The sequence below is a fragment of the Delftia sp. S65 genome, from assembly GCF_016516495.1.
Taxonomy (GTDB): Bacteria; Pseudomonadota; Gammaproteobacteria; order Burkholderiales; family Burkholderiaceae_C; genus Comamonas; species Comamonas acidovorans.
This window is the reverse complement of record NZ_JACVUR010000028.1, coordinates 70903-84612: the sequence shown is the minus strand read 5'-3', so window position 1 is coordinate 84612 and position 13710 is coordinate 70903. Positions and strand designations below refer to the sequence as shown.

Below are 13710 nucleotides of genomic sequence, written 5' to 3'. Positions count from 1 at the left end.
GGTGGCCGGGGGGGGGGGGGGGGGGGGGGGGGGGGGGGGGGGGGCCCGGGCGGGGGGGGCGGCGCGGGGGGGGGGGGGCCGCTTCCAGTGGTTCTTCTTGAAGGGTGTTGTGCCTGGGAAGGCGTTCGGTCAGACGGTCGGTCAGACGGGCGCCACGCCCAGCGTGGTGCCGCCGCAGATGTAGAGCACCTGGCCGGTGACGAAGCCGTTGTCGGGCGACAGGAAGAACAGCGCGGCACGGGCCACGTCTTCCGGTGTGCCCATGCGGCCCACGGCAATGCTGTTGAGGATGCGCTGGGTCTGCGGCGCGCCCTCAGGGTTGCTCTTGGTGAACAGCTCGGTGGCGATGGGGCCGGGGCCCAGGGCGTTGACCGTGATGCGGTCGCGGCCCAGTTCCATGGCCAGGGTGCGCGTCAGGCCGATCAGGCCCGCCTTGGTCGCCGAGTAGACGATGCGGTCGGGCTTGCCCAGCGCGGCGCGCGAGGACATGTTCACGATGCGGCCCTCGCCGCAGGCACGCAGTGTGGGCAGGAAGGCCTGGACCAGCAGCATGGGCGCGCGCAGGTGCAGTCCCACCACGTCGTCGAGATGCTGGGTGCTGGCATTGTCGATGGTGCCGGGGCGCGTGGCACCCGCGTTGTTGACCAGGGCCACCACGTTGTGCGCGGCGGCAATGCGGGCCGCCGCCTCGGCCGTGGCCTGCTCGCTGGTCAGGTCGGCCTGGTAGCTCACCAGCAGCGGATGGCTCCAATCGGGCAGCACGTAGTCGAGGTTGACCACGGCGCGGCCCTGGGCCAGCAGGGCATCGGCGATGGCACGGCCGATGCCGTTGCTGGCGCCGCTGACCACGGTGACGGGTGTCTTGTTATCCACGGTGCTCATCGCAGTCTCAGACCTTTTCCAGGATCACGGCAATGCCCTGGCCCACGCCGATGCACATGGTGCACAGCGCGTAGCGGCCGCCCAGCGTGTGCAGCTGGTTCACGGCGGTGGTGGCCAGGCGCGCGCCGGAGGCGCCCAGCGGATGGCCCAGCGCAATGGCGCCGCCCCATTGGTTGACGCGGCGGTCGTCGTCGGCAATGCCCAGATCGCGCAGCACGGCCAGGCCCTGCGCGGCGAAGGCTTCGTTCAGCTCGATCACGTCCATCTGCTCCAGCGTCAGGCCGGTCAGGGCCAGCACCTTGCGCACGGCGGGCGCCGGGCCGAAGCCCATGATGCGCGGTGCCACGCCGGCCACGGCCATGCCGACCACGCGGGCGCGGGGCACCAGGTTGTATTGCTGGGCGGCTTCCTCGTTGGCCAGCAGCAGGGCGCAGGCGCCGTCGTTCACGCCGCTGGCATTGCCTGCCGTCACCGTGCCATCCGGGCGCACCACGCCCTTGAGCTTGGCCAGCGCTTCGATGGTGGTGGCGCGCGGATGCTCGTCCTGGCTCACCACGATGGCGTCGCCCTTTTTCTGGGCAATGGACACGGACACGATTTCCTTGGCCAGGTAGCCGGCCGCGATGGCGGCGGCGGCCTTTTGCTGGCTGGCCAGGGCCATGCGGTCCTGGGCTTCGCGCTCGATCTTGAAGTCGTCGGCCACGTTCTCTGCCGTCTCGGGCATGGAGTCCACGCCGTACTGCTGCTTCATCAGCTTGTTGACGAAGCGCCAGCCGATGGTGGTGTCATAGACGGCGTTGCTGCGGCTGAAGGCGCTTTCTGCCTTGGGCATGACGAAGGGCGCACGGCTCATGCTTTCCACGCCGCCCGCGATCATCAGGCGGGCCTCGCCCGCCTTGATGGCGCGCGCGGCCGTGCCCACGGCGTCCAGGCCCGAGCCGCACAGGCGGTTGATGGTGGCGCCCGGCACATCGATGGGCAGGCCGGCCAGCAGGGCGGACATGCGTGCCACGTTGCGGTTGTCTTCGCCGGCCTGGTTGGCGCAGCCGTAGAGCACGTCGGCCACGGCTGTCCAGTCCACGCCGGGGTTGCGCTCCATCAGCGCCTTGATCGGCACGGCGCCGAGGTCATCGGCACGCACCGGGGACAGGGCGCCACCGTAGCGGCCGAAGGGGGTGCGGATGGCGTCGCAGATGAAGGCCTGGTTGGACTGGCTCATGGTGTCTCCTGGAAAAAGAATGAAGAGGTGCCGGGGTGCGCCGCAGCGCACCCACTGGGGGGAGCTGAGGGATCAGGCCGTGGCCGTCGCGTCCTTGATGGGCAGGCCCACGATGGACTGCAGCTCGGCGTGCGAGAGGCCGGGCACGGTGTCGATCAGGCGCAGGCCCTCGGGCGTGCATTCCAGCGTGCACAGGTCGGTGTAGATGCGCTTGACGCAGGACAGGCCTGTGAGCGGGTAGCTGCAGGCCTCGACGACCTTGCATTCGCCGGTCTTGGTCAGCAGGTCCATCATCACCCAGGTCTGGCGTGCACCCACGGCCAGGTCCATGGCGCCGCCCACGGCGGGAATGGCACCGGCCTCGCCCGTGCTCCAGTTGGCCAGGTCGCCCGTGGCCGAGACCTGGAAGGCGCCCAGCACGCAGATGTCCAGGTGGCCGCCGCGCATCATGGCGAAGCTGTCGGCATGGTGGAAGTAGCAGCCGCCCGGCAGCAGGGTGACGGGCTGCTTGCCGGCATTGGTCAGGTCATAGTCCTCCTGGCCTTCGGCGGGCGCCGGGCCCATGCCCAGGATGCCGTTCTCGCTTTGCAGGATGACCTCGCGGCCGGCCGGGATGTGGTTGGCCACCTGGGTGGGCATGCCGATGCCCAGGTTGACATAGGCGCCGTCGAAGATGTCTTCGGCCACGCGCCGGGCCAGCTCTTGCTTGCTGCGTTTCTGGTAGCTGCTCATGCTCTTGCTTTCGGCGGTTGGGGCGCTCATGCGGTTTTCTTGAAGCCGCCGGCCTGGGTGGCCACGCGGTCGATCTTCACGATCTGGCTCACGTAGATGCCGGGCGTGACCACGGCCTCGGGATCCAGCGCGCCCAGCTCCACGATCTCGTGCACGGTGGCGATCGTGTGCTTGGCCGCCGTGGCCATCACGGGCCCGAAGTTGCGGGCCGACATGCGGTAGGTCAGGTTGCCCCAGCGGTCGCCCTTCTCGGCCTTGACCAGTGCCACGTCGCCGTGGATGGGGTGCTCCAGCACATAGTGCTTGCCGTTGATCTCGCGCGTTTCCTTGCCATTGGCCAGCTCCGTGCCATAGGCCGTGGGGCAGAAGAAGCCGCCGATGCCGGCGCCGGCGGCGCGCAGGCGCTCGGCCAGATTGCCCTGGGGCACGAGTTCCAGCTCGATCTTGCCGCTGCGGTACAGGTCGTCGAACACCCAGCTGTCCACCTGGCGGGGGAAGCTGCAGATGATCTTGCGCACCTGGCCGCTCTTGAGCAGGGCGGCCAGCCCCTGGTCGCCGTTGCCCGCGTTGTTGTTGACCACGGTCAGCTCGCGTGCGCCCTGGGCGATCAGGCCGTCGATGAGTTCGGTGGGATTGCCCGAGGTGCCGAAGCCCCCGATCAGCACGGTGGAGCCGTCCTGGACGCCCGACAACGCCTCGGCGATGGTGTCGGTGATTTTGTTGATCACTTGCTTGTCTCCGGTATGCAGGCCGCTGGCGCTGCGCTAAAATGTTCGTATTTAGAACAAAAGTTCGCAGAAAGAATTATAGAGCCATGGAAAAAAATGCCGCTTCCGTAATTTCCACAGGTGGGGTTGAAGAAGAGGGCGGCACGCCGCGCCCCGGCGACAGCTATGTGCAGTCCTTTGCGCGCGGCCTGGGCGTGATCCGCTCGTTCAGCGCCGAGGCGCCTGCGCAGACGCTCAGCGAGGTGGCGGCGCGCACGGGGCTCACGCGCGCGGGCGCCCGGCGCATCCTGCTGACGCTGCAGACGCTGGGCTATGTGAAGAGCGACGGCAAGCTGTTCCAGCTCACGCCGCGCATCATGGAGCTGGGCTTTGCCTACCTCAGCTCCACCCCGGTCTGGAACCTGGCCGAGCCCGTGATGGAAAACCTGGTCGACGAGGTCAAGGAGTCCTGCTCGGCCGCCGTGCTCGATGGCGGCGACATCGTCTATGTGCTGCGCGTGCACACCCACAAGATCATGAGCACCAACCTCGGCGTGGGCTCGCGCCTGCCGGCCTGCTGGACCTCGATGGGTCGCGTGCTGCTGGCCGGCGAGAGCGATGAATCCCTGCAGGCCCTGCTGGATGCGCGCGAGCGCCGGCAGTTCACGGCCCTGACCGAGCAGGATGATGACCGCCTTCGCCAGCGCATTCTGGAGGTGCGCGCCCAGGGCTGGGCCCTGGTGGACCAGGAACTGGCCGAAGGCCTGATCTCCATCGCGGCGCCCGTGAAGAACGCGGCCGGGCGCACCGTGGCCGCGCTCAACATCAGTGGCCAGGCCAACCGCAACAGCGCCGAGATGATGCGCGGGCAACTGCTGCCCCGGCTGCTGGCCGCCACGCAGCTGGTGAGCCAGCTGCTGCGGGCCTCATCGCGGCTTTCCCTGTAGGGCGGCGGGCGGCGGGCGGCGCAGCGCTCCATAATTGCCGATCCACGCCCCGCACTCGCACCATGGCCCGCCTGCCCCGACTCACCCTTGCGGATCTGCCGCACCACATCATCCAGCTCGGCAACAACGGCGGGGACATCTTCATCGATGCCCAGGACCGGGAAACCATGCTGGGGCTGCTGCGCGAGATGGCGCGCAGCTGCGAGCTGGCCGTGCATGCCTACGTGCTGCTGCCCAGCCAGTTCCACCTGCTGGCCACGCCCCGCACCGGCGATGGCCTGCCCAAGTTCATGCAGGCCGTGGGCCGGCGCTATGTGCGCTACTTCAACGACCGTCACGGCCGCAGCGGCACGCTGTGGGAAGGCCGCTATCGCGGCACGGTGCTGCAGCCCAGCTGGCTGCTGCCCACCATGGTCTTCATGGACGACAGCCCTGTGCGCGCCGGCCTGGTCCAGCGGCCGGCCGACTGGCCCTGGTCCAGCTACGCGCACAACGCCGGCCTGCGCAGCGACGCGCTGATCCAGCCGCATGCCGTGTTCTGGGAGCTGGGCAACACCCCGTTTGCGCGGGATGCGGCCTATGTGGAAGCCGTGGAAGAGGGGGTTGGCGCCGACGACGCCGAGCGCATCAGCCAGTCGGCGCTGCGGGGCTGGGCGCTGGGCGATGAGCAATTCATTGCCGATTTACAACAGCGCACCGAGCGCCGTGTGACCCGCCAACGTGCCGGTCGTCCGCCCGGACGGACCAATGAGCGCACCACAACAGTGCGTTAGTACCCACTGATGGCCTGCAAGTGCTTGATTCCTCACTGCAGGTCTTTGTGAAATAAATATGTCCCTTATTAATTTCCGATTTTTTTGTTCTGGAATTAATTGGGATCTGACCCTTATATAAATTTATTGCATGAGGTGATGCCTTGCCTTAGTCTTGCGTTCCCTGCGAAAAATTTGAGGATTCCGCCATGACGACGGCTGCCGAGATCAAGCATCTCCAAGACCACGGTCTGTACTCCAAGAGCAACGAGCACGACGCCTGCGGCCTCGGCTTTGTTGCACATATCAAGGGCGTCAAGCGCCATGACATCGTCACCGGCGCGCTCAAGATCCTCGAAAACATCGACCATCGCGGCGCCGTGGGCGCCGACAAGCTCATGGGCGATGGCGCGGGCATTCTGATCCAGATTCCCGACCAGCTCTACCGCGAAGAGATGGCAAAGCAGGGCGTGGCCCTGCCGCCGGCGGGCGAGTACGGCGTGGGCATGATCTTCCTGCCGAAGGAACACGCCTCGCGCCTGGCCTGCGAGCAGGAGATGGAACGCGCCATCAAGGCCGAAGGCCAGGTCCTGCTGGGCTGGCGCGATGTGCCCGTGAACCGCGACATGCCCATGTCGCCCACGGTCCAGGAAAAGGAGCCCATCCTGCGCCAGGTCTTCATCGGCCGCGGCGCCGACGTGATCGTGCAGGACGCGCTGGAGCGCAAGCTGTACGTGATCCGCAAGACGGCCAGCGCCGCCATCCAGAATCTCAAGCTCAAGCACAGCAAGGAATACTACGTTCCCAGCATGAGCAGCCGCACCGTGGTCTACAAGGGCCTGCTGCTGGCCGACCAAGTGGGCGTGTACTACAACGACCTGTCCGACGAGCGCTGCGTCTCGGCCATCGGCCTGGTGCACCAGCGCTTTTCCACCAACACCTTCCCCGAGTGGCCGCTGGCCCACCCCTACCGCTACGTGGCCCACAACGGTGAAATCAACACCGTGCGCGGCAACTACAACTGGATGCTGGCGCGCGAAGGCGTGATGGCCTCGCCCGTGCTGGCCGAGGACCTCAAGAAGCTCTATCCCATCAGCTTCGCCGGCCAGTCCGACACGGCAACGTTCGACAACTGCCTGGAGCTGCTGACCATGGCCGGCTACCCCATCAGCCAGGCCGTGATGATGATGATTCCCGAGCCCTGGGAGCAGCACGAGTCCATGGACGAGCGCCGCCGCGCCTTCTATGAATACCACGCCGCCATGATGGAGCCCTGGGACGGCCCGGCCTCCATCGTGTTCACCGACGGTCGCCAGATCGGCGCCACGCTGGACCGCAACGGCCTGCGCCCCTCGCGCTACGTGATCACCGATGACGATCTGGTCATCCTGGCTTCCGAGGCCGGCGTGCTGCCCGTGCCCGACAGCTCCATCGTGCGCAAGTGGCGCCTGCAGCCCGGCAAGATGCTGCTGATCGACCTGGAGCAGGGCCGCCTGATCGAGGACGACGAGCTCAAGGCCAACATCGTCAACACCAAGCCCTACAAGCAGTGGATCGAGAACCTGCGCATCAAGCTGGGCAGCGTGGGCGGTGACACCCATGCCGGCCCCGAGGCCGCCAGCCTGCCGCTGCTCGAGCGCCAGCAGGCCTTCGGCTTCACGCAGGAAGACATCAAGTTCCTGCTGGCCCCCATGGCGAAGAACGGCGAGGAAGGCATCGGCTCCATGGGCAACGACAGCCCGCTGGCCGTGCTGTCGGACAAGAACAAGCCGCTGTACAACTACTTCCGCCAGATGTTCGCGCAGGTGACCAACCCGCCGATCGACCCCATCCGCGAAGCCATCGTGATGTCGCTGGTGTCCTTCATCGGACCCAAGCCCAACCTGCTGGACATCAACCAGGTCAACCCGCCCATGCGCCTCGAAGTGCACCAGCCCGTGCTGGACTTCGCCGACATGGCCAAGCTGCGCGACATCGAACGCCACACGCAGGGCAAGTTCAAGAGCGCAACGATCGACATCACCTACCCGCTGTCCTGGGGCAAGCAGGGCGTGGAAGCCAAGTTGGCATCGCTGTGCGCGCAGGCCGTGGACGCCATCAAGGGCGGCGCCAACATCCTGATCATCAGCGACCGCCATGTGAGCGCCACCCAGGTGGCCATTCCCGCGCTGCTGGCGCTGTCGGCCATCCACCAGCACCTGGTGCGCGAGGGCCTGCGCACCACGGCCGGCCTGGTCGTGGAAACGGGCACGGCGCGCGAAGTGCACCACTTCGCCGTGCTGGCGGGCTACGGCGCCGAGGCCGTGCATCCCTACCTGGCCATGGAAACCCTGGCCGACATGCACAAGGAGCTGGGCGGCGACCTGTCGGCCGACAAGGCCATCTACAACTACGTCAAGGCCATCGGCAAGGGCCTGTCCAAGATCATGTCCAAGATGGGCGTGTCCACCTACATGTCCTATTGCGGCGCCCAGCTGTTCGAGGTGATCGGCCTGAACAGCGACACCGTGGACAAGTACTTCACCGGCACGGCCAGCCGCGTCGAGGGCATCGGCGTCTTCGAGATCGCCGAGGAAACCATCCGCAACCACCGCGCGGCCTTCGGTGACGATCCCGTGCTGGAGACCATGCTGGATGCCGGTGGCGAATACGCCTGGCGCGCCCGTGGCGAAGAGCACATGTGGTCGCCCGACGCCATCGCCAAGCTGCAGCATTCCACGCGCTCCAACAACTGGAGCACGTACAAGGAATACGCCCAGCTGATCAACGACCAGAGCAAGCGCCACATGACGCTGCGCGGCCTGTTCGAGTTCAAGTTCGACCCGGCCAAGGCCATTGCGCTGGACCAGGTCGAATCGGCCAAGGACATCGTCAAGCGCTTTGCCACAGGCGCCATGTCGCTGGGCTCGATCAGCACCGAGGCCCATGCCACGCTGGCCGTGGCCATGAACCGCATCGGCGGCAAGAGCAACACCGGCGAAGGCGGGGAAGATCCCCAGCGCTACCGCAACGAGCTCAAGGGCATCCCGATCAAGAAGGGCGAGACCCTTGGCTCCATCATCGGCGCTGACAAGGTCGAGGCCGACATCGAACTGCAGGACGGCGACTCGCTGCGCTCCAGGATCAAGCAGGTGGCATCGGGCCGCTTCGGCGTCACGGCCGAATACCTGTCGTCCTCGGACCAGGTGCAGATCAAGATGGCCCAGGGCGCCAAGCCCGGCGAAGGCGGCCAGCTGCCCGGCGGCAAGGTGTCCGACTACATCGGCAAGCTGCGCCACTCCGTGCCCGGCGTCGGCCTGATCTCGCCCCCGCCCCACCACGACATCTACTCCATCGAGGATCTGGCCCAGCTGATCCACGACCTGAAGAACGTGGCGCCGCATGCCGATATCTCGGTCAAGCTCGTGTCCGAAGTGGGCGTGGGCACCATCGCGGCCGGCGTGGCCAAGTGCAAGAGCGACCACGTGGTGATCGCGGGGCACGACGGCGGCACGGGCGCATCGCCCTGGTCGTCCATCAAGCATGCGGGCTCGCCCTGGGAAATCGGCCTGGCCGAGACCCAGCAGACCCTGGTGCTCAACCGCCTGCGCGGCCGTATCCGCGTTCAGGCCGACGGCCAGATGAAGACCGGCCGCGACGTCGTCATCGGCGCGCTGCTGGGCGCCGACGAGTTCGGCTTCGCCACGGCGCCCCTGGTCGTCGAGGGCTGCATCATGATGCGCAAGTGCCACCTGAACACCTGCCCCGTGGGCGTGGCCACGCAGGACCCGGTCCTGCGCGCCAAGTTCTCGGGCAAGCCCGAGCATGTGGTGAACTACTTCTTCTTCATCGCCGAGGAAGTGCGCCAGATCATGGCCCAGCTGGGCGTGGCCAAGTTCGACGACCTGATCGGCCGTGCCGACCTGCTGGACACCCGCAAGGGCCTGCAGCACTGGAAGGCCCAGGGCCTGGACTTCTCGCGCCTGTTCGCCCAGCCCGAAGTGCCCGCCGACGTGGCGCGCTTCCATGTCGAAAAGCAGGACCACCTGCTGGACAAGGCGCTGGACGTGAAGCTCATCGAGCGCTGCAAGCCCGCCATCGAGAACGGCGAGCGCGTGCGCATCATGGAAGTGGCGCGCAACGTGAACCGCTCCGTGGGCGCCATGCTCTCCGGTGCCGTGACGCGCGTGCATCCCGAAGGCCTGCCGGATGACACCATCCGCATCCACTTCGAGGGAACCGGCGGCCAGTCCTTCGGCGCTTTCCTGTGCAACGGCATCACGCTGAACCTGCGCGGCGATGCCAACGACTACACGGGCAAGGGCCTGTCCGGCGGCCGCGTGGTGGTGCATGCCAGCCATGAATTCCGCGGCGACACGACGACCAACACCATCGTCGGCAACACCGTGATGTTCGGTGCCACCAGCGGCGAGGCCTTCTTCGGCGGCGTGGCCGGCGAGCGTTTCGCGGTCCGCCTGTCGGGCGCCACGGCCGTGGTCGAAGGCGTGGGCGACCACGGCTGCGAATACATGACCGGCGGCACCGTGGTGGTGCTGGGCAAGACGGGCCGCAACTTCGCGGCCGGCATGAGCGGCGGCGTGGCCTATGTCTATGACGAGGATGGCCGCTTCGCCGAGCGCTGCAACAAGGCGTCCGTCTCGCTGGACCAGGTTCTGCCCCACGACGAGCACCTGGCCCAGGTCTCGCCCGCCGTCTGGCACCGCCGCGAAACCGACGAACGCCAGCTGCGCGCGCTGATCGAGGCGCACAGCCGCTGGACCGGCTCCAAGCGTGCCCGCGACCTGCTGGACAACTGGGCGGCGGCCCGCTCCAAGTTCGTCAAGGTCTTCCCCAGCGAGTACAAGCGTGCCCTGTCCGAGATGTACGAGCGCCAGGTGATGGAAGAGCCCGCCACGCCCGAGGTCGAGGAACACGCCAAGGAAGCCGTGGCCGCCAAATAACAAGGAAGCGAAGGATGCAGGCAGCAGCCCGCATCCATCCCTGCACCCCACACATCAGGACAACGAATCATGGGAAAGACCACCGGCTTCATGGAATATGAACGCCTCGAGGAGGGCTACGCGCCCGTCGTCGAGCGCGTGAAGCACTACAAGGAATTCGTCATCGGCCTCGATGACAGCCAGGCCAAGATCCAGGGCGCGCGCTGCATGGACTGCGGCACGCCGTTCTGCAACAGCGGCTGCCCGGTCAACAACATCATTCCGGACTTCAACGACCTGGTCTTCCACGGCGGCTGGAAGAGCGCCAGCGCCGTGCTGCACAGCACCAACAACTTCCCCGAGTTCACCGGCCGCATCTGCCCCGCGCCTTGCGAGGCCGCCTGCACCCTGAACATCAACGACGACGCCGTGGGCATCAAGTCCATCGAGCACGCCATCATCGACCGTGCCTGGGCCGAAGGCTGGGTCAAGCCGCTGCCCAGCAGCCGCAAGACCGGCAAGAAGGTCGCCGTGGTCGGCGCAGGCCCCGCAGGCCTGGCCGCATCGCAGCAACTGGCGCGCGCCGGCCACGATGTCACGCTGTTCGAGAAGAACGACCGCGTGGGCGGCCTGCTGCGCTACGGCATTCCCGACTTCAAGATGGAGAAGTCGCACATCGACCGCCGCGTCGAGCAGCTCGTGGCCGAAGGCGTCAAGATCCGTACCGGCGTGCTGGTGGCGGGCAAGGACGGCCTGGGCGAAGACTCCAAGGTCACCAACTGGGCCAAGGAAACCGTCAGCCCCGAGCAGCTCATGGCCGAGTTCGACGCCGTGCTGCTGACAGGCGGTGCCGAGCAGTCGCGCGACCTGCCCGTGCCGGGGCGCGAACTCAAGGGCATCCATTTCGCCATGGAGTTCCTGCCGCAGCAAAACAAGGTCAACGCCGGCGACAAGCTCAAGGGCCAGCTGCGGGCCGATGGCAAGCATGTCATCGTCATCGGTGGCGGCGACACCGGCTCCGACTGCGTGGGCACCAGCAACCGCCATGGCGCCGTCAGCGTGACCCAGTTCGAGCTGATGCCCATGCCGCCCGAGCAGGAGAACAAGCCCCTGGTCTGGCCCTACTGGCCGATCAAGCTGCGCACCAGCTCCAGCCACGAGGAAGGCTGCGAGCGCGAGTTCGCCATCGCCACCAAGGAGTTCATCGGCGAGAAGGGCCAGGTCACGGCCGTCAAGACCGTGCGCATCGAAATGAAGGACGGCAAGATGGTCGAGGTGCCCGGCAGCGAGCAGGTGCTCAAGGCCGACCTGGTGCTGCTGGCCATGGGCTTCGTCAGCCCCGTGCAGGCCGTGCTCGATGCCTTTGGCGTGGACAAGGACGCACGCGGCAACGCCAAGGCCACCACCGACTTCACGGGCGGCTACGCCACCAGCGTGCCCAAGCTCTTCGCCGCCGGCGACGTGCGCCGCGGCCAGTCCCTGGTGGTCTGGGCCATCCGCGAAGGCCGCCAGGCCGCTCGCTCCATCGACGAATTCCTCATGGGCACGTCCGACCTGCCTCGGTGAGATGCCAACCCCGGAAGGGGCTTGGCCATAGACAAAGAAAAAGCCCTTGGTGATGAACCAAGGGCTTTTTATTACAGATTCCTCGTGTTTCAGCGTAGGCCCTTGAAACTGGCGCGCCCTAAAGCGAGGGACACCGAGGAAGGGCCTGGGCCGGCCGCGCCGCCCCGCACCGAGGGTGTCGTCCCCCTCTGGGGGAAGGCGCGAAGCGACTCAGGGGGAGGGTTTATCCTCTGCCGGCTTGTCCACTGCGGTGCAGGGTTCGGCTTCTTCTTCCGGCGCCTTGGAGACGCGGCTGAACCAGCCGGCGCCCAGGATGCCTATTTCGTAAAGAATGCACATCGGAATGGCCAGGGCCAGTTGGGAGATCACGTCGGGCGGCGTGACCACGGCGGCGATGATGAAGGCCACCACGATGAAGTAGCCGCGGAAGGACTTGAGCTTGGCGATGTCCACCAGGCCGAAGCGCACCAGCAGCATGACCACGATGGGCACCTGGAAGGCCAGGCCAAAGGCCAGGTACAGCGAAAGGATGGCCTCCACATACGAGGCGATGTCCGGCGTGGCCGCCACGCTGTCCGGGGTGAAGCCCTGGATGAAGGCAAACATCTTGTCGAGCACGAAGAACTGCACGAAGGCGATGCCGATATAGGCCAGCAGGCTGCCGAAGATGATCAGCGGCAGCGCGAAGCGCTTTTCATGGCTGTACAGGCCGGGCGCCACGAAGGCCCACATCTGGTACATGATCCAGGGCAGCACGGCCAGCACGCCCACCATCATCAGCACCTTGAGCGGTACGAAGAAGGGCGTGAACACGCCCACCGCGATGAGCTTGGCATCGGGCGGCATGTGGGCCTTGATCGGATGGGCGATGAAGTCGATCAGCCCGTTGGGGCCGGGCCACACGGCCAGCACGGCGATCGCCAGACCGATGCCGTAGATGCAGTAGAGCAGGCGGTCGCGCAGCTCCATCAGGTGCTGGACGAAAGGCTGCTCGGTGCCTGCCAGCTCGTCGTCTTTAGGTGGAATGTCGGACATGGTGCGAAACCGCGGCGGGCCGCAAGGGCATCCACGGACCTGGGGTGAAAAGCAGAAAGCCCGACGGATCGGGCAGGATTCGGCAATGGCGGGTGCCCGGGTGGCAGAGGCTGGGCTGGTTGCCTCGTGGCCCGCGGCGCGCCGGCATCTTCAGCGGGACTTCTGGGGGCGAAAGCGCGCCACGCGCGCCGCGCCCGACTGCGCCTTGGTGCGCACGCCGGCGCGGGCCTTGTACCACTGGGGCACGGCGGCACGCTTGAGGCGCCAGTTCTTGCCCGGGTGGCGGTAGGCCGGCGCCACGGCGCTGTACGTATCGCTGTCGGTGCCGTAGGAAGAGGAGTCGTACGAGGAAGACGTGCCGTTGAGCGATGCCGTGGACTCGTTCCAGTCCTTCTCGAAGTTGGCGGCTGAAGTGTGGATGGACTGCTCGACGTCTCGCGCCGCGCCCTCCACGGTGTCCTTCATCTTGCGCAACTCGTCGAGTTCCATCGAACGGTTGACCTCGGCCTTCACATCGGAGACATAGCGCTGGGCCTTGCCCAGCAGGGTGCCGACGGTACGCGCCACGCGCGGCAGCTTCTCGGGACCGATGACCACGAGGGCCACGGCACCGATGAGCGCCATCTTGGAAAGGCCAATATCAAACATGGAAGCTTGGCGTGCGGGCCATCAGCTCTTTTGCTTGGCTTCGACGTCGATGGTGGTCTTGTCGGCAGCCGTCTGGCCGGCGACCTGGCCGGGAGCGGCTGCGGGAGTGTCGGTGGAGGTCGAACCGTCCTTCACGCCGTCCTTAAAGCCCTTGACGGCGCCGCCGAGGTCGGAACCGATGTTCTTCAGCTTCTTGGTGCCGAACACCAGAACCACGATGGCCAGGACGATCAGCCAATGCCAGATGGAAAACGAGCCCATGAGAATCTCTCCTAAGAATTGCAGGTCATTTTAGACGCCGGG

11 protein-coding genes are annotated in these 13710 nt (G+C 66.6%); 4 read left to right on the top strand and 7 right to left on the bottom strand.

Going from position 1 to position 13710, the window contains the following annotated elements:
• Window positions 1-141 precede the first annotated feature (141 nt).
• The 4 genes from IAE24_RS20515 to IAE24_RS20500 all read right to left on the bottom strand — a co-directional run bounded on the left by IAE24_RS20515 (window position 142) and on the right by IAE24_RS20500 (window position 3561).
• The gene (locus IAE24_RS20515; protein WP_199961575.1) at window positions 142-882 is read right to left on the bottom strand and encodes an SDR family NAD(P)-dependent oxidoreductase; all 741 of its coding nucleotides are present in this window, start codon (window positions 880-882) and stop codon (window positions 142-144) included.
• Between the two features lie 7 nt (window positions 883-889).
• Window positions 890-2101, bottom strand: a complete 1212-nt coding sequence (pcaF, locus tag IAE24_RS20510; RefSeq protein ID WP_013800774.1) for a 3-oxoadipyl-CoA thiolase — start codon at window positions 2099-2101, stop codon at window positions 890-892.
• Between the two features lie 72 nt (window positions 2102-2173).
• The gene (locus IAE24_RS20505; protein ID WP_026062883.1) at window positions 2174-2833 is read right to left on the bottom strand and encodes a 3-oxoacid CoA-transferase subunit B; all 660 of its coding nucleotides are present in this window, start codon (window positions 2831-2833) and stop codon (window positions 2174-2176) included.
• Between the two features lie 26 nt (window positions 2834-2859).
• A complete protein-coding gene (locus IAE24_RS20500; protein ID WP_012207359.1) occupies window positions 2860-3561 on the bottom strand; it encodes a 3-oxoacid CoA-transferase subunit A in 702 nt (233 codons plus the stop codon).
• Between the two features lie 86 nt (window positions 3562-3647).
• Here IAE24_RS20500 and IAE24_RS20495 point away from each other — a divergent pair, with 86 nt between their 5' ends.
• The 4 genes from IAE24_RS20495 (at window position 3648) to IAE24_RS20480 (ending at window position 11724) form a co-directional block, all read left to right on the top strand.
• On the top strand, window positions 3648-4487 hold the full coding sequence (locus IAE24_RS20495) for an IclR family transcriptional regulator domain-containing protein (protein WP_043822246.1): 840 nt from the start codon (window positions 3648-3650) through the stop codon (window positions 4485-4487).
• Between the two features lie 62 nt (window positions 4488-4549).
• A complete protein-coding gene (locus tag IAE24_RS20490) occupies window positions 4550-5260 on the top strand; it encodes a transposase (protein ID WP_013800776.1) in 711 nt (236 codons plus the stop codon).
• A 188-nt stretch (window positions 5261-5448) separates the two neighbouring features.
• On the top strand, window positions 5449-10179 hold the full coding sequence (locus tag IAE24_RS20485) for a glutamate synthase-related protein (protein WP_013800777.1): 4731 nt from the start codon (window positions 5449-5451) through the stop codon (window positions 10177-10179).
• Between the two features lie 69 nt (window positions 10180-10248).
• A complete protein-coding gene (locus IAE24_RS20480) occupies window positions 10249-11724 on the top strand; it encodes a glutamate synthase subunit beta (RefSeq protein WP_013800778.1) in 1476 nt (491 codons plus the stop codon).
• A 210-nt stretch (window positions 11725-11934) separates the two neighbouring features.
• On the opposite strand, the gene tatC is transcribed toward IAE24_RS20480, so the two are convergent.
• The 3 genes from tatC to tatA form a co-directional block, all read right to left on the bottom strand.
• Window positions 11935-12759, bottom strand: coding sequence for a twin-arginine translocase subunit TatC (tatC, locus tag IAE24_RS20475; RefSeq protein ID WP_199961574.1), 825 nt, complete (start codon window positions 12757-12759; stop codon window positions 11935-11937).
• 150 nt (window positions 12760-12909) lie between these two features.
• Window positions 12910-13407 carry a Sec-independent protein translocase protein TatB gene (gene tatB / locus IAE24_RS20470; protein ID WP_099732862.1) on the bottom strand — a complete coding sequence of 166 codons (498 nt, stop codon included), beginning with the start codon at window positions 13405-13407 and terminating at the stop codon, window positions 12910-12912.
• Between the two features lie 21 nt (window positions 13408-13428).
• Window positions 13429-13668 (bottom strand): Sec-independent protein translocase subunit TatA, encoded by a 240-nt coding sequence (gene tatA / locus IAE24_RS20465; RefSeq protein WP_013800780.1) that lies wholly within the window; start codon window positions 13666-13668, stop codon window positions 13429-13431.
• Between the last annotated feature and the right edge of the window lie 42 nt (window positions 13669-13710).

What these genes read in the sequence shown, in the direction of transcription:
- IAE24_RS20515 (WP_199961575.1), bottom strand. Translation starts at nt 882, where the DNA reads ATGAGCACCGTGGATAACAAGACACCCGTCACCGTGGTCAGCGGCGCC.
- pcaF (WP_013800774.1), bottom strand. Translation starts at nt 2,101, where the DNA reads ATGAGCCAGTCCAACCAGGCCTTCATCTGCGACGCCATCCGCACCCCC.
- IAE24_RS20505 (WP_026062883.1), bottom strand. Translation starts at nt 2,833, where the DNA reads ATGAGCAGCTACCAGAAACGCAGCAAGCAAGAGCTGGCCCGGCGCGTG.
- IAE24_RS20495 (WP_043822246.1), top strand. Translation starts at nt 3,648, where the DNA reads ATGGAAAAAAATGCCGCTTCCGTAATTTCCACAGGTGGGGTTGAAGAA.
- IAE24_RS20490 (WP_013800776.1), top strand. Translation starts at nt 4,550, where the DNA reads ATGGCCCGCCTGCCCCGACTCACCCTTGCGGATCTGCCGCACCACATC.
- IAE24_RS20485 (WP_013800777.1), top strand. Translation starts at nt 5,449, where the DNA reads ATGACGACGGCTGCCGAGATCAAGCATCTCCAAGACCACGGTCTGTAC.
- IAE24_RS20480 (WP_013800778.1), top strand. Translation starts at nt 10,249, where the DNA reads ATGGGAAAGACCACCGGCTTCATGGAATATGAACGCCTCGAGGAGGGC.
- tatC (WP_199961574.1), bottom strand. Translation starts at nt 12,759, where the DNA reads ATGTCCGACATTCCACCTAAAGACGACGAGCTGGCAGGCACCGAGCAG.
- tatB (WP_099732862.1), bottom strand. Translation starts at nt 13,407, where the DNA reads ATGTTTGATATTGGCCTTTCCAAGATGGCGCTCATCGGTGCCGTGGCC.
- tatA (WP_013800780.1), bottom strand. Translation starts at nt 13,668, where the DNA reads ATGGGCTCGTTTTCCATCTGGCATTGGCTGATCGTCCTGGCCATCGTG.